The 24,227-nt window shown below is 65.6% G+C and carries 21 protein-coding genes; 5 read left to right on the top strand and 16 right to left on the bottom strand.

Annotation, left to right across the window (positions count from 1 at the left end; translation table 11 throughout):
* The first annotated feature begins 117 nt into the window (after positions 1-117).
* Positions 118-930: an SDR family NAD(P)-dependent oxidoreductase gene (locus AC1DQ3_RS27685; RefSeq protein WP_477123350.1), complete on the top strand. Its 813-nt coding sequence runs from the start codon at positions 118-120 to the stop codon at positions 928-930.
* 113 nt (positions 931-1,043) lie between these two features.
* Here AC1DQ3_RS27685 and AC1DQ3_RS27680 read toward each other — a convergent pair whose 3' ends face one another.
* From AC1DQ3_RS27680 to AC1DQ3_RS27655, 6 genes are all read right to left on the bottom strand, one after another.
* Complete coding sequence (locus tag AC1DQ3_RS27680; RefSeq protein ID WP_477123349.1) at positions 1,044-1,802, bottom strand: SDR family NAD(P)-dependent oxidoreductase; 759 nt, start codon at positions 1,800-1,802, stop codon at positions 1,044-1,046.
* Positions 1,803-1,927: 125 nt separating this feature from the next.
* Entirely contained in the window at positions 1,928-2,899 is a 972-nt protein-coding gene (locus AC1DQ3_RS27675) for a quinone oxidoreductase family protein (RefSeq protein WP_477123348.1), read from the bottom strand.
* Between the two features lie 132 nt (positions 2,900-3,031).
* Positions 3,032-4,009, bottom strand: a complete 978-nt coding sequence (locus AC1DQ3_RS27670; RefSeq protein ID WP_477123347.1) for a Bug family tripartite tricarboxylate transporter substrate binding protein — start codon at positions 4,007-4,009, stop codon at positions 3,032-3,034.
* A 79-nt stretch (positions 4,010-4,088) separates the two neighbouring features.
* Positions 4,089-5,144, bottom strand: a complete 1,056-nt coding sequence (locus AC1DQ3_RS27665; RefSeq protein WP_477123346.1) for a beta-keto acid cleavage family enzyme — start codon at positions 5,142-5,144, stop codon at positions 4,089-4,091.
* Positions 5,145-5,313: 169 nt separating this feature from the next.
* A complete protein-coding gene (locus AC1DQ3_RS27660) occupies positions 5,314-6,393 on the bottom strand; it encodes a universal stress protein (RefSeq protein WP_477123345.1) in 1,080 nt (359 codons plus the stop codon).
* Complete coding sequence (locus AC1DQ3_RS27655) at positions 6,390-6,545, bottom strand: hypothetical protein (RefSeq protein WP_477123344.1); 156 nt, start codon at positions 6,543-6,545, stop codon at positions 6,390-6,392. Before AC1DQ3_RS27655 ends, AC1DQ3_RS27660 begins: the two co-directional genes overlap by 4 nt.
* Before the next feature lie 248 nt (positions 6,546-6,793).
* Between AC1DQ3_RS27655 and AC1DQ3_RS27650 the strand changes: the two genes are divergently transcribed.
* Both AC1DQ3_RS27650 and AC1DQ3_RS27645 read left to right on the top strand, forming a co-directional pair.
* Positions 6,794-9,493, top strand: coding sequence for a winged helix-turn-helix domain-containing protein (locus AC1DQ3_RS27650; RefSeq protein ID WP_477123343.1), 2,700 nt, complete (start codon positions 6,794-6,796; stop codon positions 9,491-9,493).
* A 189-nt stretch (positions 9,494-9,682) separates the two neighbouring features.
* Entirely contained in the window at positions 9,683-10,864 is a 1,182-nt protein-coding gene (locus AC1DQ3_RS27645; protein ID WP_477123342.1) for an alpha-hydroxy acid oxidase, read from the top strand.
* Positions 10,865-10,884: 20 nt separating this feature from the next.
* Here the strand turns inward: AC1DQ3_RS27645 and AC1DQ3_RS27640 are convergent, their stop codons facing one another.
* On the bottom strand, positions 10,885-11,901 hold the full coding sequence (locus tag AC1DQ3_RS27640) for an AraC family transcriptional regulator (protein ID WP_477123341.1): 1,017 nt from the start codon (positions 11,899-11,901) through the stop codon (positions 10,885-10,887).
* 228 nt (positions 11,902-12,129) lie between these two features.
* Between AC1DQ3_RS27640 and AC1DQ3_RS27635 the strand changes: the two genes are divergently transcribed.
* Positions 12,130-12,978: a TauD/TfdA dioxygenase family protein gene (locus AC1DQ3_RS27635; protein ID WP_477123372.1), complete on the top strand. Its 849-nt coding sequence runs from the start codon at positions 12,130-12,132 to the stop codon at positions 12,976-12,978.
* A 76-nt stretch (positions 12,979-13,054) separates the two neighbouring features.
* Positions 13,055-13,783 carry an SDR family NAD(P)-dependent oxidoreductase gene (locus AC1DQ3_RS27630; RefSeq protein ID WP_477123340.1) on the top strand — a complete coding sequence of 243 codons (729 nt, stop codon included), beginning with the start codon at positions 13,055-13,057 and terminating at the stop codon, positions 13,781-13,783.
* 144 nt (positions 13,784-13,927) lie between these two features.
* Here AC1DQ3_RS27630 and AC1DQ3_RS27625 read toward each other — a convergent pair whose 3' ends face one another.
* The 9 genes from AC1DQ3_RS27625 to AC1DQ3_RS27585 all read right to left on the bottom strand — a co-directional run bounded on the left by AC1DQ3_RS27625 (position 13,928) and on the right by AC1DQ3_RS27585 (position 24,168).
* Positions 13,928-14,788, bottom strand: a complete 861-nt coding sequence (locus AC1DQ3_RS27625; protein ID WP_477123339.1) for an SDR family NAD(P)-dependent oxidoreductase — start codon at positions 14,786-14,788, stop codon at positions 13,928-13,930.
* Positions 14,789-14,826: 38 nt separating this feature from the next.
* Entirely contained in the window at positions 14,827-15,846 is a 1,020-nt protein-coding gene (locus tag AC1DQ3_RS27620; RefSeq protein WP_477123338.1) for an NADP-dependent oxidoreductase, read from the bottom strand.
* 27 nt (positions 15,847-15,873) lie between these two features.
* Positions 15,874-17,124 (bottom strand): serine hydrolase domain-containing protein, encoded by a 1,251-nt coding sequence (locus AC1DQ3_RS27615; RefSeq protein ID WP_477123337.1) that lies wholly within the window; start codon positions 17,122-17,124, stop codon positions 15,874-15,876.
* 195 nt (positions 17,125-17,319) lie between these two features.
* Positions 17,320-18,297, bottom strand: coding sequence for a tripartite tricarboxylate transporter substrate binding protein (locus AC1DQ3_RS27610; RefSeq protein ID WP_477123336.1), 978 nt, complete (start codon positions 18,295-18,297; stop codon positions 17,320-17,322).
* Positions 18,298-18,418: 121 nt separating this feature from the next.
* Positions 18,419-19,117, bottom strand: coding sequence for a DsbA family oxidoreductase (locus tag AC1DQ3_RS27605; protein WP_477123335.1), 699 nt, complete (start codon positions 19,115-19,117; stop codon positions 18,419-18,421).
* 655 nt (positions 19,118-19,772) lie between these two features.
* The gene (sorB, locus tag AC1DQ3_RS27600; RefSeq protein WP_477123334.1) at positions 19,773-20,408 is read right to left on the bottom strand and encodes a SorB family sulfite dehydrogenase c-type cytochrome subunit; all 636 of its coding nucleotides are present in this window, start codon (positions 20,406-20,408) and stop codon (positions 19,773-19,775) included.
* Between the two features lie 8 nt (positions 20,409-20,416).
* Positions 20,417-21,640: a SorA family sulfite dehydrogenase catalytic subunit gene (sorA, locus tag AC1DQ3_RS27595; RefSeq protein WP_477123371.1), complete on the bottom strand. Its 1,224-nt coding sequence runs from the start codon at positions 21,638-21,640 to the stop codon at positions 20,417-20,419.
* A gap of 69 nt (positions 21,641-21,709) precedes the next feature.
* Positions 21,710-22,795 carry a YeiH family protein gene (locus AC1DQ3_RS27590; protein ID WP_477123333.1) on the bottom strand — a complete coding sequence of 362 codons (1,086 nt, stop codon included), beginning with the start codon at positions 22,793-22,795 and terminating at the stop codon, positions 21,710-21,712.
* Positions 22,796-23,079: 284 nt separating this feature from the next.
* A complete protein-coding gene (locus tag AC1DQ3_RS27585) occupies positions 23,080-24,168 on the bottom strand; it encodes a phosphotransferase family protein (RefSeq protein WP_477123332.1) in 1,089 nt (362 codons plus the stop codon).
* Positions 24,169-24,227 lie beyond the last annotated feature (59 nt).

Genomic DNA, 24,227 nt, shown 5'->3' with positions numbered 1-24,227 from the left:
TACGCAAATCTTTGGCGCTGCGGCGTCCGGAGCGGCAGCACATCGCGGCTAGCCGTGGCCCGTCCCACAAGGCGCGCACGGCTTTGAAAGCTGGCGCGGATTCGCAAGGAGAAGACAATGGAATTGAAGGACAAGGTTGCAATCATTACCGGCGCCGGCCAAGGTGGCGGAGAAGGCATCGCACATGTGCTGGCGCGAGAAGGGGCGAAGGTCGCTGTGGTAGACCTGAACCTTGACGCTGCCAGGCGCGTCGCTGCCAGCATCGATCCGGAGGGCAGGCGTGCCATTGCCATCCGCGCCGACGTGGCCAGGAAAGCCGACACGGAAGCCATGGCCAGCCAGGTCCTGGAGGCGTTCGGCGCCATCGACATTCTGGTCAATAACGCCGGCGTCGGCGGGATGTCCGCACGCGTGCGGGACGTCACCGAGGAGAACTGGGACCGCGTCATGGGGGTGAACGCAAAGGGCATTCTCTTCTGCTGCCAGGCAGTTATCCCGGCGATGAACGCGCAGGGCAAAGGAAAGATCGTCAATATCGACTCGATCGCCGGCATACGCATGGCGTACTTCAGCAGCGTGGATTACACCGCGTCAAAGCACGCTGTCACGGGACTGACGCAGCATCTCGCATGGGAGCTGGCGGACCAGCGCATCAACGTCAATGCGGTGTGCCCCGGCGGCATCCTGACGCCCGCGATTGAAGCGTACGCATCACCCGAGAAGCGCGAGGCGTTGATCAAGCGCACGGTACCCCTGGGCAGGTTCTGCACGCCTGCGGAGATCGGTGAGGCGGTATCCTTCCTCGCCAGCGAGCGGGCGGACATGATCACCGGCCAGATGCTGGCGGTGGACGGAGGGACGCTCACCGGTTACGGCGAGGACCTGCGCGCGGTGCTGCGCCAGCGGCTCGAGGAGGAACGGGGCCGCTGAGTGCCGGGGCCCCGGGGCAATCTGCCACGGGGCCATCAGGACGCCGCTTGCGTCGCGGCCGTTGGACGCCAACTGCCGCAGTGCGACGCTGTTGGCGGCGGTTCACGGTGAGGTCAATAGTTGATGGAGCCGGGGATTCCCCCGCCGACCGGGATGGCATCCCCATTGATTGCCACGCTCAGCGGCGACGCGAGGAAGGTCACCACCCAGGCCACCTCCCTGGCATCGACAATGCGACCGAGGGTAGTCCTGGTAGCCGCCCACGCCTCGGTTGCCGCGTCGGTCTGCTCGGTGCGCGTCGCGCCGGGATGGACTGCCGTGACATTGATGCCCTTCGGGCCTAGTTCGTCAGCCAGGTTCTTGGTGATCGCCGCAACGCCCACGTTGCGTAGCGTGGCGACGGGCCGGCCCGTGCGGTAGATCGCCAGGCCGCCGATATTGATGATTCTGCCCCAGCCGTTTGCGACCAGATGCGGTGCCAGCGCCCGCGCGGTGCGAAGATAGCCGATGACCTTGATGTCGATGTCTTCCAGCGCTTGCGCATCCACGATCTGGTCCAGCTGCGTGGCTGGCGAGATGCCGCCTGGCAAGGCCGCGGCGTTGACCAGGATATCGATGCCACCCATCGCTTCAATGGCTTGCTCCACCATGGCGTCAACGGATGCCTTGCTGGCGGTATCGACCGTCAGCGGCACAATGCGGCGGCCGGTCAGTGCTACAAGTTCGGCGGCCGTCGCTTCCAATGCTTCCCGCCCGCGCGCTGCGAGCACCACGTCGACGCCCGCCTGTGCGAGTTGGAGCGCAATCGCCTTGCCGATGCCGCGGCTGCCGCCTGTCACGATCGCGCGCTTGCCCTTTAACCCCAGGTCCATGATTTCTCCGATTTCTTGCCATGCATCCGGGCGACCGTGCCGTGAAAACGGCGCCACGTGATTGTCTGTACTACGTCCTTGCGCGCGGGCGGTGATCTCACCCCCCGCGCGGCGGGCCGCAGGCATTATGGCACTAGTACAGTGGCTCCGCTGGTCTGCCTGGATTCCAGGGCGCGGTGCGCCTGCGCGGCCTCGGCAAGGGAGAAGGTCTGCTTCGGCTCGCTCGTGATCCTGCCGGCCAGTACCATGTCAAACAGTTCGCTGGCCATGGCGAGCATGTGCGAACGCGGGGTGGCGTAGTGCACCATTGCCGGACGCGTGACCCACAGCGACCCCTTGGCCGCGAGTGTGCGGCTGTCGATCTCCACCGGCCCGGAGGTGGTGCCGTTGCTGACGAGGGTGCCACGCACCTGCAGGCAGGACAGCGAGGCATCAAGCGTCGATTTGCCGACCGAGTCGAAGACGACCGGTACCTTCTTTCCGTCGGTGATCTCCATCACGCGCTCGACGATATTCTCGCGCGAAGTCACGATGGTGTGCGCGCAGCCGTTGGCCTTTGCGATTTCCGCCTTTTCGTCGGTGCTGACGGTGCCGATCATGGTCACGCCCAGGGCACGCGCCCACTGGCAGGCAATCAGGCCGACGCCACCGGCCGCGGCGTGATACAGGATGGTCTCTCCGCCCTTGAGCGGGTAGACCTGACGGAACAGGTATTGCGCGGTCATGCCCTTCATGATGAGCGTGGACGCGGTGCGGTCGGAAACGCCGTCGGGCAGGGGAATCAGTACCTCGGCAGGCATGACGCGCACGTCCGAGTATGCGCCCTGCGGGCCCAGCAGATAGCCGACGCGGTCACCGGCGCGGATGTCGGTCACGCCGGGGCCGACGGCCTCGACAATGCCCACGGCGTCGGAGCCCAGGCCGTTCGGCAGGGCCAGGGGATAGTGGCCGGTGCGGAAGTAAATATCGATGAAGTTGACGGCGATATAGGTGTGCCTGACGCGAGCCTGGCCGGGGCCGGGCTCGCCGACCTCCACCGACTCGAGCTTGAGGACATCGGCGTCGCCGGTCTCGTAGAAGCGAATTGCTTTTGCCATTGCGGTCTCCTGGCAGAAAATGCCATGCTTGGCTGGTGAAAGGATCACGGGCTACCGGCGAACTGCCCGGCTTGCCCCGCGGGGTCAATCATCTTGCCGCCAGGCCTTGTCTCGGTGCCTGGACTGCGCAAGTCATGGCTGAATGTGGTAGGCCTTGACGATGCCGGCATTGCGATCGAATTCGGTACGCAGAGCCTGACTGAGCTCAGGCAGAGTCTGGGCTGGCACCGGCTCCAGGCCGAGCGCCATGAACCGTTCCTGCACATGGGGTTTTGCGGCTGCCTTGTAAACCGCGGCCTGGATCTTCTGGCTCACGTCTGCCGGCACCTTGGAGGATACGAAGACACCGCCCCAGTTGCTGAAATCAATATCCGGGTAGCCCAGTTCGGCGAAGGTCGGAACCTGCGGCAGCAGCGGCGAACGCTGCCTGGCTGCCAGGGCATAGGGCCGCAGCTTGCCTGCCTTGATCATCGGCAGCGAGGTCACCATGCTGTCGTACATGACGGCAATCTGTCCGCCCATGACCTGGGTCAGGGCCGGCGGCGAGCCGGCAAACGGCACGTGCTGCAGATCCATGCCCGCCTTCTGGTTCATGATCATGCCGGCATAGTGGGCGACGGTGCCTGTACTGGGCGAAGCAAAGCTCAGTTTGCCGGGATTGGCCTTCACATAGCGGATCAGGCCAGGCAGATCCTTGGCCGGCAGGTCGGACGCGCCGACGAGCACCATGGTCACCTTGGTCACGGCGGCCACGGGCTTCACATCCTTGATCGGATCAAAGGAGACCTTCATCACATGGGGAATTTCCGTGAAGACATTGGTGAGGGTGACCAGGACGGTCTGGCCGTCAGGCGGGGCCGCCAGCAGGGTGTTGATTGCAATGCCACCACCGGCGCCCGGCTTGTTGTCGACCACCACGGGCTGGCCCAGGTCTGCCGTGAGCTGGTCGGCCAGCACGCGGGCGATGATGTCCATGGTGCCGCCAGCCGGGGCCGGCACCAGCATATGGATGGGCTTGTTGGTCCACGCCATGGCAGCGGGCATCGTTGCGGCCAGGATGACGGCAACCGCAACCTTGCGGATTTGGAAGAAGGCAGGGCGATGTGGCATATGTGACACCGATAAGAATGGGAAGCCGGCCGCCTGGCCACAGGCGGGTCGAGTCGCCATGGCCGGGCGGCCATGCGCATCAGGCTGCGCGCAGCGGCAGGTTCTTCTGTCCCCCCTGGCGGTTGGGTGCCATGCCGTGGGCGGCCAGCGTCTCGTCGGCACTGTCGTACCATGTGCCGACGCGGTAGATTTTCCGGGCTTCCTTGCACGAGGCGATCTCGCGGCCCAGTTCGCGCGCCACGCGCACGCACTGCTCGATCTGCTGGACCGAGGACATGCGGTTGCCGTGCTGGTCGATGATGGTGTCCTCGATGCCGCAGCGCGGATGCAGGCCCATGGCCATCGCCATCATGTTGAACGGCAGCACGTTCTTCATCAGCGATTCGGCGGTCAGGGTGCAGCCATCCGGGGTGCGGTGCACGAAGTTGAAGAAATTGAACGGGTTGGGGCCGTCGAAGCCGCCGCCGATGCCGATCCACGTCAGGTTCAGCGGGCCGGTGTAGATGCCGGCACGCACCATGCGCTCCAGGGTTTCAAGGGCATGGATGCCGGTCAGCTGGAAGTGCGGCTGGATGCGGGCGGCCTGCAGGCGGCGCAGATGCTCCTCGACCCATCCCGGGCCGGCCGGGACGGTCATCTCGCGATAGGCGGCCTGGTAGGCCGGCTGCGCCAGCGACGTACCCTTCAGGTATTCGGGGTACAGCAGCTCCATGATGTTCATCTGCGTGGTGTTGATCGCCACGGTCACCTGGTCCGGCTTCGGGTCCAGTTCGGCCAGCATGTGGCGGGTGTCGTCCGACAGCCACTTGGCCGCCTGGCCATCGTCTTCCGGTGCAAAGGAAATCGAGCCGCCGACCTGGATGATCATGTCGGGTACCGCGGCGCGCACGCCGGCGATCAGTTCGTTGAACTTGGACAGGCGCTTGGAGCCCTTGCCGTCCAGCTCGCGCACGTGCAGATGGAGCACGGTGGCGCCGGCGTTGTAGCAGTCCACGGCCTTCTGCACCTGCTCTTCCATGGTCACCGGAATGTCTTCCGGGAAGTCCTGCGGCATCCACTCCGGGCCATACGGGGCCACCGTGATCACCACCTTGTCCATGTTCTCCGGGTGCAGCGAATCGTCGAGAAATTGCATGATCTCCTCCTGGTTGTGAGTGGGCGCCTTGTATCGCGCCCGTTTGGAAACGGTCTTGTTCATCAGGCACATCGTCGATGCCCGCTGTGCCTTTCCGTCTTGCGGCGACAGAGCGGGCAGTCCATCACGACGTTCAACGCATGCCGCTTCGATGCGCATGGCAGCGCCTTCAGCATGTGCTGACGCAGCCCTGCACCTGCCTGCAAACGCGCGCCACACAGTCGGCATCCGGGAGATTGGCGACGTAGGCAAGCAGCGCATCGAATGGCCGATCCTGGTTCCCGCCACCGTGCGCGCTGGCTGCCTCGCAGTACGAGGCGTTGATGTCGTCCCAGTCTCCAGCATTCAGGTACCGTTGGGCCGCCGGGAGGATGACGCCTTGCTCGCGCCCCATGAGCGCCCAGGCAAACTGCGTGTAGTGGTCCACCGTGCGCGCCAACTCGGTCAACGGGCCGCCTGTCGCATACCGCTCGACGGTCTCGGCCAGTGCGCTGGCCCATTGCGAATCGCGCTGATGCTGACGCACCAGTTCGTCGAGTTCGGCGTCGACCTTGAAGGTTCGCCGGCGCAGCCGGCCGAACAGGAACGCCTGCTTGCGCGGATGATGTCGCGCGACCGGCAATGTCTCGATAAACCGGACCATGATCCGCATCAACCGCACGTCGGGCGCGACGCCGCTGTCTTTCGCGGCCACGAGCATGTCCAGCCAGGCGCGCAATATGGCACTGAGGGCGCGCTGTTCGTCGCGAATGATCCGGATTGCCGGCGCCGGCATCGCGGGCGCCGGATACGGCAGAACGAGCACCGGGATATCGGCTTGCGCAAGCACGGCCAGGACCAGGGAACCGGGCATCGTGCCAGGATTGCCACCGTGCCCGTGAAGACCGATGAGGATCAGGTCGCAGCCGGCCTCGCGCGCCGCCGTAAGGATGGCGGCATGCGGCGCCTGGCTTGCTGTGCCAGCCGATGCACAGGGCACCCCGTGTGCCCGTGCGATCGACTCGGCCTTGCCAAGCAGTTCGCGGCTGCGGCTCAGATGGCCATGTGGCGTGGCGGCGGACGAGACGCGGGTGTCGGAGTCGACCGTGACAGGTATGTGCGGCACATGCATGAACGTAATGCAGGCGCCCGCCATGCGCGCCAGCTCGATGGCCCCGACGACGGTCGTCGTCGCGTCGTCCGTCTCGTCGACGGGGACCAGCAGATGGCGGCACGTGATTGCGCCGGCAGCGGGCATGCGCTGGCTCATGCCGGTACCCCGGCGGGCGCACGCCCCTGGGTCACTTTCACTGGAAACGTTGCCACGGCAAGCGACGGCGCAGTGTCCTTGCCGCCTGCACGCACCGCGGGCGCCGCGCCCGGCCTGACCTGCTCCAGCGCGCATACGTCCATGAATTGCATCCCATGCCTCGCATCAAGTATCGACCTTGGGCACATGGTAGGGCGCCGCCGCACCGTGCGCCCCCTCCTCGAAGCAGGGGAGCCGGTTGCCAGGCAGGGCCGTCGTGTGCCTATAATGAGGCACCCAATTCCGGGCCAGGCACGCCACCCCGTCGGCAGGGCACAGCAACGGACCGTGCACTGCATCGCGCGCAGTCCTGCAAGCACGCCGGGGCGGCGCGGCATCCAGGCCAACCGGTACCCGCCAGATGACCTCCGTAATCCGCGGCGCGTGCGCCGCGTTTTCCGAACTTGCGCTCAAGACCATGCCGCCGCGCGCGCCGCGGCATCTGCTTGCGCGTGCGCGCCTCAATCTTGACAGCGAAGCGCTGCGCGACCGGCCAGCGATTGTCGTACAGGCGCCACCGGGTTTCGGCAAGACGCTGCTGCTCGCCCAATGGCGCCGAGAGTATCTGGCGCGCGGCGCCGCCGTCGCCTGGGTTTCCGCGGACACCCACGACGATCCCCTGCGTTTCCTGCATTGCCTTGTGCTTGCCGTGCGCGTGGGCTGCGCCCGGCCCGGCTTCGGCCGCACACTGCTCGAAGGCGCGGATGTGCTGCCGGGGGGCACCGAGGGCCTGACGGCCTGGCTCGCGGAGGTGGCACAGGCTTCGCTGGACCTCGTATTGATCGTCGACGAAGCCGAACGCCTCTCGCAGGCCGGGTTCTCGGCATTGCTCTATCTGCTGCACAACGCACCGCCCAATCTGCGCATCGTGGTAGCCGCGCGCAGCGGGTTCGACGCGGCAGTCTTCGACCTGACGGCATACGGCCAATGCGCCAGCATCGGATCCGAAGCCCTGCGGTTCCGCCTCGACGAAACGATGGCCCTGGTACGCAGCCGCTTTGGCGATCGGGTGGATGCCGATAGTTGCGCGCGCCTGCATGAACTCACCGACGGATGGCCGCTGGGCCTGCAACTCGTCCTGGCGGCAATGGAACGCGGGGCCGATCCGCGCAGCATCATACTCGGCATGTCGGCCCGCCCGGCTGACGAGGGCGAGCACCTGGTCGGCGGTCTGATCGCCAAGCTGACGCCCGACGACGTAGCCTTCCTGATCCGCATCGCTGTGGTGGATCATCTTCACCCCGACCTGTGCCGTGCGCTGACAGGGCGCGAGCAGGCGCCAGAACATCTGGCGAGGCTGGTTCGCGAGACGCCCGTTTTCGTGTCCGGCGACGACAGCGACTGGTGCCGGCTGCACACGCTGGCGCGCAGTGCCCTTCAGGCACGCCTGGCCGAGCTGCCGCGCGAGGAACAGGCCGAATTGCATGCCCGCGCGATGCGCTGGCTCGCCGCGCACGGCATGACCGAGGAAGCCGCGCGCCACGCGCACGCGGCGGGCCAGCATGCGCTGGCCTTCGAGCTGGCAGGCCGCTCGCTTTACGACGCCGTGATGCAAGGACGGCTCGGGACCGTGCTCGAATGGCTGGAGCGTCTTCCCGATGCGGAACTGGACCGCCATCCCGGCCTGCGCCTGGCTGCTGCATGGGCGCTCGCGCTAGGCGAACGGCATGCCGAAGCCGAGTCGCTGGTGGCGCGCATGCTCGAAACGCCGGACGCCGACGTTGCCCTGCGCTACGAATGCGCGCTGATCCTGAGCGTTGCGGCCTACTACGCGGACCAGCCCGACCGTTGCCTCACGCTGATGGAACCGTGGCTCCAGCCACCTGGCTCCCAGGACCCGCGTCTGATCCAGATGCATGCAAACCGCCTCGCGATGGCGGCGATCCTGCAGGGGCAGCCGGCCAACGCGCGGCGCCAGCTGCAACTCGCGCCGCGCGGCGACTTCGGCAAGGAGCATTGCTACGCGGCGCGCTGGGGCGAGTTCGCGACCGGGCTAAGCTATCTGCGCGAAGGGCAGGTGGTGCTCAGCGAGGATGTCCTGCGGCCGGCCCTGACCAGCGCGGAAGCGGACCTCGGCCGCCGCCATCCGCTCGCCTGCATGTTGGCGTCCCTGCTGGCAGCGGCTGTCTACGAGCGCGATCGGGTCGACGAAGCCAGTGCGCTGCTCGCCAACCGGCTCGACGTGCTGGAGCGCTCCGGCGCGTCGGAAACGTCGTTGCTGGCTTACCTGAGCGCCGCGCGCGTGGCTGCCGCGCAGGGCGTGGAGCGCCGCGCGCTCGACCTGCTCGAAGCCATGTACGCAGCCGGCATCGCGCGACGGATGCCGCGGCTTTGCATCGCAAGCCTCGCGGACCAGGTGCGCATGCATGCCGGGCGCTTCCGTGCCGAGACGTGCCGTGCCCTGGTCGCTCGCCTTGACGAGCTCGCCGCACAGGCCGAAGCGAGCCACGGTCCGTTATGGCGCCGCGACGTGGCGCTGTTGCAGGCCATGGCGCACGCCAACGCTGCGATCGCCGCTCACGACTGGCCGTGCGCCCTCGACGCCCTGCACCGCGCGGCGCCTCTGGCGGAAGCCATGAAGCTGGGGCGCCAGCGCATCGAGATCATGGCGCTGCAAGCGTTCGCGCGCCAACGCAACGGCGAAGATGGCCGCCGGCTGATAAGGGAAGCGATGAATCTGGCGCAGACCTACGGACTTGCCCGCACCTTCGTCGACGCGCACCCGGCGCTGGCCGACTGGGCCAGGCGCGTAGCAGAGGAGGGCGCCGTGGGACCGGACGCCGGCCAGACGGTGCCGGTCGCGCGCGTACCGCGCTCCGCGGAACGTCCGGCGGCGGAGCCGCGCGCCGTTGCAAGCATGGTGCTGACCCCCAAGGAACGCGAAGTCCTCGAACTGCTCGCGCGCAATCTTTCCAACAAGGAGATCGCGCAGGCTATTGGCGTGGGCGAGGTCACGGTCAAGTGGCATGTGAAGAATCTGTTCGGCAAGCTCAGCGCCGGCACACGCAAGCATGCAGTCCGACGCGCCCAGATGCTGGGGCTGCTCGAAGGTCTCGAGTAACGCCGTCGTGTTGCGCACGTCGCGCCCCCTGCTCCGCGCAGGGGGCGCGCTTGCCCCCTTCCGCGGATAATCGGAAACATCCAGCGGCGACGATGCCGGCCCCGCAGCGTGCATGCGGGCGGCGGCGGACCTGCGCGTTGGGCATCGCCACCTTGCCGCTCGCGCGCCAACGACACGGAACCGGTCCACATGACAATGAAACGCAGGGTCTATCGCGGCCACGACGTGCGGCGCGCCCAGAACATTGCCGAACTGCGCGCGATGGCAGCCGCGCGCCTGCCCAATTTCTGCCTCGAATACCTGGAGGGCGGCGCGGACGACGAACTGACCTTGCGCCACAACCGCGCCAGCTATGACGCGATCGCCTTCGCGCCGCGCACGCTGGTCGACGTTTCGGCGCGCGATCCCGGCTGCACGCTGTTCGGCGAGCGTATCGCCATGCCTGCGGTCATTGCCCCGACCGGCTTCAACGGGCTGCTCGCGCACGAGGGCGACCTGGCGCTGGCGCAGGCCGCGCGTGATGCCGGCATCCCGATGTGCCAGAGCATGGTGTCGACGGTCTCGCTCGAACGCGTTGCCGCGACTGGCGTGCGGCACTGGATGCAGATTTACCCGTTCAAGGACCGTGCGAACCTCGCCGGCGTCGTCAGGCGTGCCGAGGCGGCGGGCTCCGAGGCCATCGTGGTGACCACGGACGTCCCCGTGCTCGGCAACCGGGAATGGGACCGGCGCAACTATCGCGCGCCGATGCAGCTTAGCCTTGCCAACCTGGTCGACGTCGCCATGCATCCCCGCTGGCTTGGGGACGTGCTGGTGCCGCACGGCATGCCGCGCTTCCGGAATCTCGGCGACATGCTTCCACCGGGCCAGGACGACGCCCGCAACGCGGCAACCTTCCTGTCGAAGCAGATGGATCCCTCGCTGAACTGGCAGGACGTGCAGTGGCTGCGCGACCTGTGGCCGCGCAAGCTCATCATCAAGGGCATCGTGCGGCCCGACGACGCGCTGCGGGCCAGGGCGCTGGGCGTCGACGCCCTGGTCATTACCAACCACGGTGGCCGCCAGCTCGACAGCTGCGTTGCGCCGATCGAGGTGCTTCGCGCGATCCGTGCCGCGATCGGCCCCGAGATGACGCTGATCGTCGATAGCGGCCTGCGACGCGGCAGCGATTTCGTCAAGGCACGCGCATTGGGGGCCGACGCTGCGATGTCGGGCCGCGCCACGCTGTATGGCCTTGCCGCCGGCGGCACGACGGGGGTCGCGCATGCGTTGGCGATTCTGCGTGCCGAGATCGACCGCACGCTCGGTCTGTTGGGCTGCCCGGCGCTGACGGACCTGGGCCCGGACTGCGTCAGCATGCCCCGGCCATAACGCGGTTCTCCTTGCCGGGCCTAGCGCGAACTTTTCGGAGCCGATTGCTGGCGGCGCCATGTCGATACACTGCAGCCGAAGCGTGTGGAGAACCACCTGGAGAAGGCACTGAGCGAAGAGAAGCCCAGCAAGATCGCTACGTCCGACAACGGCCGCTCGTTATTCCTTGCATATCTCGACACGAGGTCGACCCTGACTTCATCGACGATGGACAGATAGTTCTGCCCATAGCCAGCCAGATGGCGATACATCGTCTTCCGGTCGATCCCAAGCTTGCGGGCGACCTGCTCGGCCCCGCACCCGCCCGTTGGCAACAATGCGAATACCAGCTTCCGCACTTTGTCCGGCATGGTGGAATCGGACTGTGCCAGCTTGGTATCCAGGTATTTGCGCGCCTGGCGGGCCAGCGCCGCATCGTAGACCGGACCCGCCACGTCGAGATCTGCCGCTGACAGCAGGATGCCGTCGAAATCCTGGCGAAACCGGACCGGTACACCGAACAGGCGCCGATGCGTGGCGACGCTGGCCGGTGCGCTGTGGGTGAAATAGACGCTGCGTGGCCTCCATGCCGTCCCCGAAAGCAGTTTGAGCAGCCGGAAGCAGAGGCAAATGACGAATTCCGTCGATTGCCGCATGGATCCCGGCACACGCACCAGAAACTCAAGCCTGACGACCGCGATGTCCCCGTCTTCCTCGATGCGCAAGTCCAGCGCTTCGTTCAGCAAATGAAGATAACGCGCCATCGCTTCCATGGCGTTGCGCAGGGTGGCGCCATCGCGCATCACCATCCATAGTGGTCCGATGCTGGCCAGTTGACGTGCTTCCGCCACGCGAAGTCCAAGGTCCTCCACGTCGGCAAGCTGCGCCGAATCCTCCAGCAATTGCATGACCGACTTCGCCGGAACCCGGATATCCGGGTCCACCAGGACCGTCGGACTGATACCCGCCTGCTGCAGTTGCCGGTAGGGATCGAGGCCGATCTGGCGAGCGACATCAACAAAGTCTGTCAGGTTTGCCTGTTGCAACAGCGTCGACATGGGAGTTCCCCTAGGGTGCCCCAAAACGTAAAGTGTCTGCCCCAGAATGTCAACTGATCGCGCGCCATTTCTTCAATACTTTGCTTGCACGCCGCAACCGTTTCCGGCCTTGACGGATTCCACGGCAGGCGGCCGTCATTCGCGGGCGCACGGCGGGCCAGACTTGCGAAGATCCGGTGGCGCGCAACATCACCGTCGCTTCGACCTTTACCATTTGACGGAGTCGCCATGCGGGTTGAGCAACTTAGCTGTTCCATTGGCGCCGAACTGGTCGGCGTCAGCCTCGTCGATGCCATTCATGATGACGGCGTATTCGCCGGGATCCGTGAGGCATTGCTCAGGCACCGCGTCCTGTTCCTGCGCGGCCAGGACATCACAGCCGGCGAGCACGTGGCCTTTGCACGTCGCTTTGGCGAACTCGAGGATCATCCGGTAGCGGGCAGCGATCCCGAGCATCCGGGGCTGGTGCGCATCTACAAAAGTCCCGACCAACCCACCCCGCGTTACGAGAATGTCTGGCACACGGATGCCACCTGGCGTGAGGCGCCGCCGTTTGCAAGCATTCTGCGTTGCAGGGAATGTCCGCCTGTCGGTGGCGACACCATGTGGGCCAACATGGTGCTCGCCTACGAGAACTTGCCGCAACATGTCAAGGACCAGCTCTCCGAGCTGCGGGCACGCCACAGCATCGAGGCAAGTTTCGGCGCAGCCATGCCAATCGACAAGCGCCTTGCGCTGAAGGCTCAGTTTCCGGATGCCGAGCATCCGGTCGTGCGGACCCATCCCGAGACAGGCGAGAAAGTACTGTTTGTGAACGGCTTTACCACCCACTTTACTAATTTCCATATCCCTGAGCGCGTGCGCTTTGGGCAGGATTTCAACCAGGGGGCCTCCGACCTGCTGCGCTACCTGATCAGCCAGGCCTACATTCCCGAGCATCAGGTGCGCTGGCGCTGGACCAAGAACAGTGTGGCGATCTGGGACAATCGTTCGACCCAGCACTACGCGGTCATGGATTACCCGCCGTGCCATCGCAGGATGGACCGTGCCACGGTCGTCGGGGATCGACCATTCTGAGCAAAAGGCCGCGGCGCGGTTCCTGGCCACGACAACCCATTGCAACGTAAAAGAGAAAGAGAGAGAGAGACCGACAATGACCCATATTGATCCCGACCTGCTCAAGGACAAGGTTGCCGTCATCACGGGCGCGGGCCGTGGCATCGGGCGCACCATCGCGCTTGCCTACGCCAGCGCCGGAGCCGCGGTGATATGCAGCGCCCGCAGCGAAGCCGACATTGCAGAGACGGCCGCGCTGATCCGGGATGCGGGTGGACGAGCCATCGCCCATGCCGCCGACGTAGCAGACTACGCGGCGGTCAAGGCCCTGTTCCAGCGCGCCAGCGATGAGTTCGGCGGTGTCGATATCGTGGTCGCCAACGCCGGTGTCGCGCTCGAGCAGCGCAGGATCGCGGATGGCGATCCTGCGCTCTGGCGCAAGACCATCGATATCAACCTGACGGGTGCCTACCACACGGCCCATGCCGCCATTGCCCACCTGCGCCGGCGCGGGGCCGGCAAGATCATCATGATTGGCTCCGGCCAGCGCATGCGGCCCACCCCGGGCTTTTCGGCCTACTCGTGCTCCAAGATCGGCCTGTGGATGCTCACCCAGTCCCTCGCGACGGAACTGCAGGAGGACAACATCAGCGTCAACGAGCTGATTCCGGGGCCGGTCAAGACGGACATGACGCGCGATGTCGCAGTGCCGCCTGGCGAGTGGTTCAAGGAACCCAAGGACGTCGTCCCGCTCGCCTTGTTCTTGGCCAGCATGCCCGATCCTGGCCCCAGCGCCCAGAGCTACAGCCTGATGCGCCGCGCCTGAAGCCAGGCCTGGCAGAGACAGGACGCCAGCGGCAGCCGACGGCTGCCATGGCGTGGCAGCCGCTGCCCGCGCAAGGAGGCCTGTGAGCCGCTTGGTCCGCAGCGCGTGACCTTCAGCGGCATCCTCGCTGAGGTCCGCGCCATGCTACATGCCGGGGGTGCGTTCCAGCGCATCGAGAATGCGCGCGAATCGCTTTTCCAGGCGCGGCCGCATGCGCGTCGGTGTGAAGATGTAGAACTCGGCCGCGCGGATCGCCTCCAGCGTCCGGCTGGCCACCAGCTCCGGGGCCGTGCCTGCGGCAACGCTGGCCTTGAGCTGCTCGCTTGCCTGGCCTGAGCGCTCGGCGATGGGAGTCTTGACCGGGCCCGGGCAAAGCACCGAAACACCAATGCCGGTGCCGCGGAGTTCCTGTTCGAGGGCCTCGGACAGCGCCACCACGCTGTATTTCGTGGCCGCGTAGGCGCCCATCGGAAAGTCGCCGTTCACCCAGAAGCCGGCGCCTGAAGCCGTGTTGACGATATGGGCCGATTCGCCGTGCCGGCGCAGCAGCGGAAGGAAATGACGGATGCCGTGAATCACGCCGAACACGTTGATGCCGAAGGCGCGCTTCCAGTCTTGCTCGGCGAGCGACGCCAGTTCGCCGCTCATATCGATGCCGGCATTGTTGAAGACGAGATGGACGCCGCCCAATTCTTCCTCGAATTCCGCTGCCGCATCACGCACGTCCGCATCCGACGAAACATCAAGTACGCGTGTGCAGATGCGCCTGCCGGTCGATGCGAGCCGCGCGCGAGCGGCGTCGAGCCCGCGCGCGTCGATGTCGGCAAGCGCAAGGTCGGCACCGCGCGCGGCCAGTGCCTCGGCCAGTGCCAGGCCGATGCCGGACGCGGCGCCGGTGATGATGGCCGCCTTACCCTGAAAGTCGTGAAAGCGGGGCCGGTCGCCGGGATCGGCCTTGCCGGTTGTCTGCCGCGCGTCGTTGCTGGCGATGTCTGGGTGGATCATGGGCGTTGGCGTTGGTGTTGGTGTAAGGGCTGCGGCGCTCAGCCGATTGCGGGTTCCGGCGACAGGCGCACGAGCTGCTTGCCGACGTTCTTGCCGGTGAACAGGCGGTTCAGGGCGGCAGGCGCCTGCTCAATGCCGTCGACTATGTCGACCCGGTACTTGAGCTGGCCGTCATTGACCCATTTCGCCATGACCTCCACGGCTTCCGGAAATCTCGAACGGTAGTCGGAAACGAGGAAGCCCTCGATCCGGGCGCGTTTCATGATGACATTGCGGAACAGCTTCGGGCTCCACCAGTCGCCACTTGCGTTGTAGGTCGAGATCATGCCGCAAAGCGCGATGCGGGCGCCCGGGTTGATGAGCGCCAGCACAGCATCCATGGTGTCCCCGCCGACGTTCTCGAAATCGACGTCGATGCCGTTCGGGCAGGCTGCGCGAAGATCGGCAAGCAGGTTGCCTTCCTTGTAGTCGACACAGGCGTCCAGACCGAACTCCTCCCTGACGACCCGGCACTTGCTCTCTCCGCCCGCAACGCCGACAACCCGGCACCCGAGTATCTTGCCGATCTGGCCGGCGAGCGAGCCGACGCCACCCGCGGCAGCCGACACGACAATCGTGTCGCCGGCCTTCGGCCTGGCAATGTCGAGCATGCCGAAATAGGCGGTCATGCCGGAGCTGCCCAGTGCGCTCGCGAATGCGTGCAGAGGCAGGCCGTACGCCACCGGGACGTGCCTGGCATGCTTCGTCACCGAGTACTCCTCCCAGGCCATGCCACCTTCGACGATGTCGCCAGGCTTGAAGTCCGGATGGTTGGACTCGACGACCACGCCCATGGTGACGCCGCGCATGACCTCGCCAAGTGCCACAGGTGCCATGTACTGGTCGATCTCGCTCATCCAGACGCGATTGGTCGGCGCCACCATGAGGTAGATGTTGCGCACCAGGATCTCGCCGTTTTCCGGCTCCGCCAGCGGTGATTCAACGAGTTGCAGGTCATGGTCGCCGATGTCGCCGACGGGGCGCTGCCTGAGGATCCAGCGCCGGTTCATTGTCTTCATACGTGTTTCTCCAAGATTTGCGCCTGCTCAGTCTTCCAGTGCGCCGTATACAGCGTTGCGCAGGAATGCCCGGTACCACACGCGCGTCGCCAGGTCGTTTTCCTGCAGCATCAGGATGGCGACCAGTTGCTCCTGCGGGTCTGCCCAGAAATAGGTCCCGAGTGCGCCGCCCCAGTAAAAGTCGCCGACTGAACCTGGCACCGGGCTCAGGCCCCGCTCGGTGCGCACGCCAACGGCCAGGCCGTGGCCCTGGCCCAGTTCAGGCAATGGTGCGTTGATGCCAAGCCCTTTCGTCGAACCGCCGAAGTGCGCGGCCGGCGGCAAATGGTTGCCAAGCATCAGGCCGACGCTGTTTCGCGAGAGCAGGCGCACGCCATCGAGCACGCCGCCGTTCAGCAGCATCTGACAGAATCGCGCGTAGTCGCCGGCCGTGGACAGCAGGCCGGCACCACCGGAATGCCATTGAGGTGGATTGTCGTCGTCATAGGCGAACAGGGCGCTGGACGTGCCGGAATCCCGGAACGGCAACGCCAGGCCTGCACCGTCCCGCCTGGCCAGCCGGAAGCCGGTCGCATGCATGCCCAGCGGTTGCGTCACGCGCTCGGCGACGAAGCGGTCGAGGTCCATGCCGGAGACAATTTCGATGATGCGGCCAAGCACGTCGGTGGACATGCCATACTCGAACACCGCACCCGGCTGGCATTGCAGTGGGATGGCCGCCAGCTTGGCGACCATCGTGGCGTTGGTCTGCCTGGGATCCATCAGGCCGTTTTCGCGATACAGGCGCTGCACCAGCGAATCGCCGAATTGCCCATAGGTCAGGCCGGATGTGTGCCGGAACAGGTCGTGAACGGTCATGGCGCGGCGCACTGGCTCGAGTGCAAGGCGGCGCTCGCCGGTATTCGCGTCGGCTGATTCGACACCAACCTGCAGGCGCGCGAACGCCGGGATGAAATGTTCGACCGGGTCGTTCAGGGTCAGCCGGCCTTCTTCCATCAACATCAGCGCCGCCACGCCGACGACTGGCCGGGTCATCGCAGCAATGCGGAAGGCCGAATGGCGTTGCATTGGACGAGACGGTGCATCCGCATGTTCGAAGCCAATGGCTTCGAACCAGGCAATCCGGCCTCTTCGCGCCACCAGCACGACAGCCCCCGGGATCTTCCGCCGATCGACATCGGCATTGAGCACCTCTGCGATGGCCTGCAGCCGCCGCCCCGAAAGTCCTGCCTGCTCGGGGGTATCGGCCTGTTCCAGGGGGCAGGTTGTGAACGGCAATGTAAGCTCCATGGGGGGCGTTGCGCGCACGCTGCGGGAAATGGCCCGGCACCAGCGGGCCCGGGCATGGTCAGGCGCTGTGCCGACGAGGGCATGCGCTTGGAAGGACCACGGCTACCGGCGAACTCCCCGGCTTGCCCCGCAGGGCCAATCGTCTTGCCGCCAGGCCTTGTCTCGGTGCCTGGACTGCGCAAGTCATGGCTGAATGTGGTAGGCCTTGACGATGCCGGCATTGCGATCGAATTCGGTATGCAGAGCCTGACTGAGCGCCGGCAGAGTCTGGGCTGGCACCGTCTCGAAGCCGAGTGCGACGATCCGTTCCTGCACCCTGGGTGTCAAGGCCGCCTTGTAGACTGCCGCCTGGATCTTCTGGATCAGCTCTGCCGGCACCTGGGCCGAAACGAAGACGCCCGCCCAGTTGTGGAAGTCGACGTCCGGGTAGCCCATCTCGGCAAAGGTCGGAACCTGCGGCAGCAGTGGCGAGCGCTGTTTCGCGGCCAGCGCATAGGCCTGAAGCTTGCCGCCCTTGATCATCGGCAGCGAGGTCACCATGCCGTCGTACATGACGGTAATCTGTCCGCCCATGACCTGGGTCAGGGCGGGCGGCGAGCCGGCAAAAGGCACGTGCTGCAGATCCATGCCGGCCTTCTGGTTCATGATCAGGCCGGCATAGTGGGCGACCGTGCCGGCGCTGTAGGAAGCAAAGCTCAGTTGGCCCGGATGGGTCTTCACATAGCCGATCAGGCTCGGCAGATCCTTGGCCGGCAGGTTCGTCGACCCGACCAGCACCAGGGTCGACCTGGCTACGGCGGCCACGGGCTTCACATCCTTCATCGGATCAAAGGAGACCTTCATCACATGCGGGATCTCCGTGAGCACATTGGTGGTCGAGACCAGGATGGTCCGGCCGTCGGGCGGCGCCGCCAGCATGGTGTTGATTGCGATGGCGCCTCCGGCTCCCGGCTTGTTGTCGACCACCACGGGCTGGCCCAGGTCTGCCGTGAGCTGGTCGGCCAGCACGCGGGCCAACACGTCCATGGTGCCGCCGGCAGGCGCGGGAATCAGCACCCGGACTGGCTTGTTGGTCCATGCCATGGCCGCGGGCATGGCCAGGGCCAGCACAGCGCAGACGGCGACGCAACGCACGCGGAAGAGAGCAGGGCGGATTGGCATGTGTGTTTCCCGGTGACAGGTGAGGGATGGGAAAAGCCCGTGCCAGCCGTCTTGTCGGGGCGGAACGGGATGGTGCCGGAGAAAAAAGGGTGGGGATGCAATGCGGTGCCGGCGGCAGCGTTCAGCCGGCAGCCATGGTTGCGCGCTGCTTCGCGCGCGCCAGCGCCTGCCGCATGCCCGCCACCAGCGTGTCGGGCGGCCGCGCGCCCGACACGCTGTGGGTGCCGTTGAAGATAAAGTGGGGCACGCCAAGTCCGCTCCGCAATGGCGGGTCTTCAGCGTCGCGCAGCGCAGGCAGCCAGTCCAGGTCGTGCTGCACCGGGTCGCCGGCGGGGCCGGGCGTCGCAATGCCGCACTCTTCCAGGGCTTGGCGCAGCACATGCGGGTCACCGATATCCTGGGCGCGGAGGAAGTAGCGCGAAAACAGGTTGCCGATCAATGCCGATGCAGCCTGGGTCCCCGCCTGCTGCCGGGCGAAGCGCACCAGGCGATGAGCCAGCACGGTGCTCGGGAAGGTCTCGATGCGTTCCAGCGCCAGCGTCAGGCCCGCTTCCTGCGCGGCGGCACAAATCTGCGCCTGCCGGACCTTCACGGCCTCGGGACTGCCCAGGCGCGCCAGGTAGAACTCGCGGTAAGGCATGCCTGCGGACGGCGTGGCGGGGATGAGCGGGTAGGACCGCCATTCCACGTTCACGGCAATGTCCGGGCGCTCGCGCGCAAGTTGGCCGATGGCGGTTTCGAGGTGCTGCTTGCCGATCAGGCACCACGGGCAGATCAGGTCGAAGTAGGCCTCGACCGAGAGCGTCAGGAAGGCATTCATGGCATCAGTTTGATAAGGCGAGCGGATGTGTGCAGCGCGGGGCCGGATCTGGATTTGCGCTCGGGTGGCAGGTGGCGCGCATCCGTTGCATCTGTTGTGCCAGCTTCCGGGCCTTGCGTGCTGGTGAAAAGAGTATCGGCCAATGGGTGCGGAGCGCATTTACATTCGGGGTCATTTATTTGACATTTCGGGACAGTTAGGGAAAGCACGATGGGCGTCGTTGCCGCGGCAAGGCCTGCCACCAGCGACCGGGCTGCGGCTGCATGATCAGGACGGATTGGTCTTGCGGAAATGATCGCGCAGGCCGGAACCATCAGGGCAGCCTTGATGCGTGGACGACACGGCCAGAGGCGATCTTCTGACCGGCAACCTGCGGCAACCGCCTGGGACTCAGCCAGCGAAGGCGGCGCAGCTTGCGGCGCCTTGTGGAGAAGGCCGTCGAACGGTGCGCTCGACGATAGTCCCGCTCCAGTCGTCGGGAAGCGCCAGCGATGGCCCGGCGCAGGTGATGGATATGCGCGCGAGATCGTCGGCGTGGTTTTGCCGACGCCGCAGCGAGCGTTATCGAACGGTCACCATTCCAGGCAGGCGAGAAATATGCGGATGGCACCCTGATCCCGCCTGCCTGGAGCGGTGGACTTGACCTTGCGGGATGCTACTGGGTCAGCACCCAGCTTGCCAGGGTCTTCAGTTCGGCCTCGCTCAGCTGCGGGAAGCCGGGCATGGGAACGGCGCCCCATTTCCCGCTGCCGCCGGCACGGATGCTCTGCATCAATTGCGTGGTCGCATCCGCTTTTCCAGCGTACTTTGCCGCGACATCGTGCAGCGCTGGCCCGACCAGTTTCTTGTCGACAGCGTGGCAAGCGGTGCAGTTGTTGGCACTTAGCAGGCTCCTGGCATCCTGCGGCGCCGTGGATGCTTGCACGGCGGGATGCGCGGCTGCGGTTCCCGCGCTGTCCTTGCCCCGTTCCGCGCCGTAGGTCTTGACCAGGTAATCGATCATGGCCGGCATGTCTTCGTCCTTCAGCGGTGCGCCAAAGGGCTTCTTCATCTTCTTTACCGTGGCTTCCCAATAGGCGCGCGTAGACGAAGGCGGCTGGCTTTGCACGTATTGAGCGGAGTGGCAGGTCATGCAGTTCTGCTGCACCAGGCGGTATCCGGGGAGTTCGCTGGGCCGATAGCTGGCGGTTTCCGCAGGGAGCGTGACTTCCAGTGCGAAGGCAGCGGGAATACCGCTCAGGACTGCCATTGCGGCGGCGAGGCTGGCGCGTACCAGTCTGGGATTCATCATGGTGTACCTCATACTGCGCTGACGCGGGTGGCTTCCACCACATTGCGCATATAGCCCGCCGGATTCCAGAGCGCATTGAGCGGCTGGCTTTGCCCGATTCGATTGGTGGCGCGTACGCGCAGATCGTAGCTGCCCTTGCGCGCGGGGCGGAAGGCCACGCTCCACTCCCGGAAAGAGTAGCGGCCGAGATCCTTGCCCAGACGCGCTGCGTTCCAGGTCTGCCCGCCATCGGCGGAGAATGCAACGTCGGAAACACCGTACCCGCCGTCAAATGCGATGCCGCGCACGACCGTCTCATGGCCGGCGGATACCTTGCTGCCGGTCTGCAGGCTGGTGATGAACGAGCGAACGTTGAAGCGGCCGATCGGCGTTGTACGCGCGGGCGCCGTGCCCGGCTCCACGCACGCGCAGCCATTGTCGGGCGTGCGATATGCGGTGCTCATCCAGAAACCATCGAAGACGCTGTCAAGTACCTGGATCTTCGAAAGGTGCTTCACCCAATAGGTGCCGTAGTGGCCCGGCACTACCAGCCGAAGCGGATAACCGTTGAGGAGGGGAAGATCCGCGCCGTTCATGCCCCACGCCAGCATCACCTCGCCATCCAGTGCGTGATCGATATGCAGCGCTTTCACAAAGTCCGGACCGGTGTCCAGCGGCGGGTGATCCAGTCCGTCAAAGCTGACCTGCACGGCGCCGGCTTGCACGCCAGCCTTTTCCAGGACCTTCTTCAGCGGAATCCCCATCCATCTGGCATTGCCCATGGCACCGTTTGCGAGCTGGCCGCCGTTGACGCGCGGGGTGAAAAAGCCGCGGCTGTTCCCGGAGCACTGATTGACCGCTACCAGTTCGACCGGGTCGGCCATCTGCTTCAGGTCGGCAAGCGACAACGTCAACGGGTTGGCAACCTTGCCGCCCACTTGCAGGCGGTAGCTGTCTGCATCGATGGACGTAGGAATGCCACTCCAGTGGTATCGCACGAAGAACGCATCGTTGGGCGTGATGGCGCCTTCATTGAAGACGCTGAAGGGTGTCTCCAGTTGCGGGGGGCGGCTGGTCAGCAGGATCAAGGGGCGCTTCTGGGGGAATGCCACCAGCTCGCGCGTGCCGTTATCGAAAGGCAAGTCCACCGTGCCTGCGCTTGCGGCTGCCATCGCGTCGAGCGCGTAGCCGCCAATCGCAGCGTGTGCGCCAATGGCAGCCGCACCCCGCAGGAAGGTGCGCCTCGCAGGCAATATCCGATCAGGCTTCTTATGGTTCTCCACTGCTTCTCCTCTGGGGTTGGATTTTTTATCTGCTGCCGCTCAGGCGGCGAACCAGCACAAGGCCGCACCGCCTGCGATCAGGAACACGAACAGCATGCCCGCCAGGATCATCGGCGCCCGGCCGGTGCGGACCAGGTCGATCAAGCGTGTTTGCAGGCCGATCGCGAGCATCGCAGTGGCAAGCAGCCAGTTGTCCAGTGCGTTCAATCCGGGCTTCCAGGCATGCGGCACCATGCCGGCGGAGTTGATGGCCATCACGGCAACAAAGCCAAGGGCAAACCACGGTACCGAGCGCAGGAGGCCGGCCCAGCCGGCGCTCCCGGTATCGAGGCCTTGCTTGCGGTCGCTTGCGCGGGTCCACAGTGCCATGATCAGCAGCAGGGGGCCGAGCGCCAGCACGCGCACCATCTTGGCAACGACGGCGGCATCGGCGGTCGCATCGCTGACCATCTTGCCGGACGCAATGACCTGCGCTACCTCATGCAGGGTGGCGCCGGTGAAGATGCCAAAATTGCGTTCGCTGACCGCCATGTGCATGGGACCCACGGCGAGGTCGAACAGGTAGGGGTAGAGCACCATGCCCACCGTCCCGAACAGCACGACCGTGGCCACGGCGACGGCAGTCTGGCGATTGTCCGTCTTCACCACGGAGGCCATGGCAATGGCGGCAGCGGCGCCGCATATGGCGCTGCCCGCGCTGACCACAAGCGCGTCGCGCCGCTCGAGCCCCAGCAGCTTGACGCCGACCCAGGTGCCCAACAGCAAGGTCGAGGCCAGCATGGCAAGGGGAATCAGGACGCCGGCCAGGCCCAGTGCAACGATCGCGTCGAATGTCAGGCGCAGGCCGTACAACGCCACACCCCAGCGCAGCATGTGATGCCGCGCGACCTGCATGCCTGGCGCCAGCGGCGTGAGCCAGCCGCGCGGCAACGTGTTCCCGGCGAACATGCCTGCGAACATGGCCAGTGTCAGGGCGCTCAGGCCCGTCTTGGCGAGGGCTGGGTGCTCTGACAGCTTCAGCGCCAGCCAAGCGATGAATCCAAGCGGCAAAAGCGTAAGCAGCCGGTTCCGCCAGATCAGGGCGGAGGAGAGGGGGGGGCTGCTGGCTTGAGCGATCGAAGACATGGCGGGGACCTTCCTGTGTGGATACGCGAGCGTAGAGCGCTTGGCCTATTCGGTAAAGCGGGAAATTTTGGTATCCCTTACCGGTTATATCGATAGATAGCGGGGATGCCGCATCGCCGTTCAATAGTTCGCATGCCTTGAATCGACCGGGCGCGTTCCGGCCACCGATAACAAGAGCGAAAAAAACGCTCGCATTGGAAGCCCCCGATGCGAGCCTGAATGCCAGGATCCCGGCGCCGAGTCTAGCTTCCGCATGGTCGATGCATGCCCCCCGCTGCGGGGGGTTAATGCGCCAATGCCCCTGACCGCGCTGCCCCGTAGCGGGTCGCATACTCCCACCCCAGTTCCGCAAGCGGTTTTGCCTTGCGGCCGGTTTCCAGCGCGTCCGCTGCTGCCGCATTGCCGGCTTGCGCGCGCCGCGCGATACCGTTCATGATGGCGGCCAACCTGAAGAAGTTATAGGCGAGGTAAAAGTCCCAGTGTTCCATCTCCTGCATGCCATTGGCGTTGCCATACCACTGGATGTAGGTGGCCTCGTCCGGAACGCCCAGTTCATGCAGGTCCAGCCCGCCGATGCCGCGCCACAGCGACGCCGGGATGTGCCAGCCCATGCACTGGTAGGCAAGATCCGCCACCGGGTGGCCCAGCGTTGACAATTCCCAGTCCAGGACCCCGAGTACGCGCGGCTCGGTCGGATGAAAGAGCAGGTTGTCCAGGCGGAAGTCGCCGTGCACAAGGCTGGTCCGGTGTTCCGGCGGAAGATGGCGCGGAAGCCAGTCCGCCAGGGCTGCCAGCGCGGTATTGCCGTCCGTACCGGTTTCTTCGCACTGCCGCGACCAGCGGCTCACTTGCCGTGCGATGTAGTTTCCGCTTTTGCCAAAGTCGGCGAGGCCTGCCTTCTGATAGTCCACCCGATGCAATGCAGCGATCACCCGGTTCATTTCCCGGTAGATCGCCGTGCGTTCCCCACGCGCCAGGCCGGGCAGCGACTGGTCGAACATCACTCTGCCTTGCAGGAACTCCATGACGTAGAAGGGGCTGCCCAGGATCGACGTATCCTCGCTGTAGAGGAAGAGCCGCGGGACGGGTACTTCGCTCCCCTGCAGGGCACGCATCACGCGATATTCGCGGTCGATGGCATGGGCGGACGATAGCAGCTTGCCCGGCGGTTTGGTGCGCAGTACATATTGCTGCCCTTCGCACCAGATCCGATAGGTGGGATTGGACTGGCCGCCGGCCAGCCGTTCCGCCATCAGCGAGGGCCGCTCGATCAGGCCCTGCGCGTGCAGCAAGGCTGCCAGCCTGGTGCAATCCAGATCCAGCATTTGTTCATCCGCCGAAGCGGTCTCGCTTTGTGCGGTGGCATGCGTCATCGTGTCTGTCTCCTTGTCCCCCGATCCGGTGCGAGGTCTCTTTTCGGTTGGCAGTGTCG

Source organism: Cupriavidus sp. 01T418 (assembly GCF_056398885.1).
The sequence above is the reverse complement of the archived record's forward strand: the minus strand, read 5'-3'. Positions and strand labels throughout refer to the sequence as shown.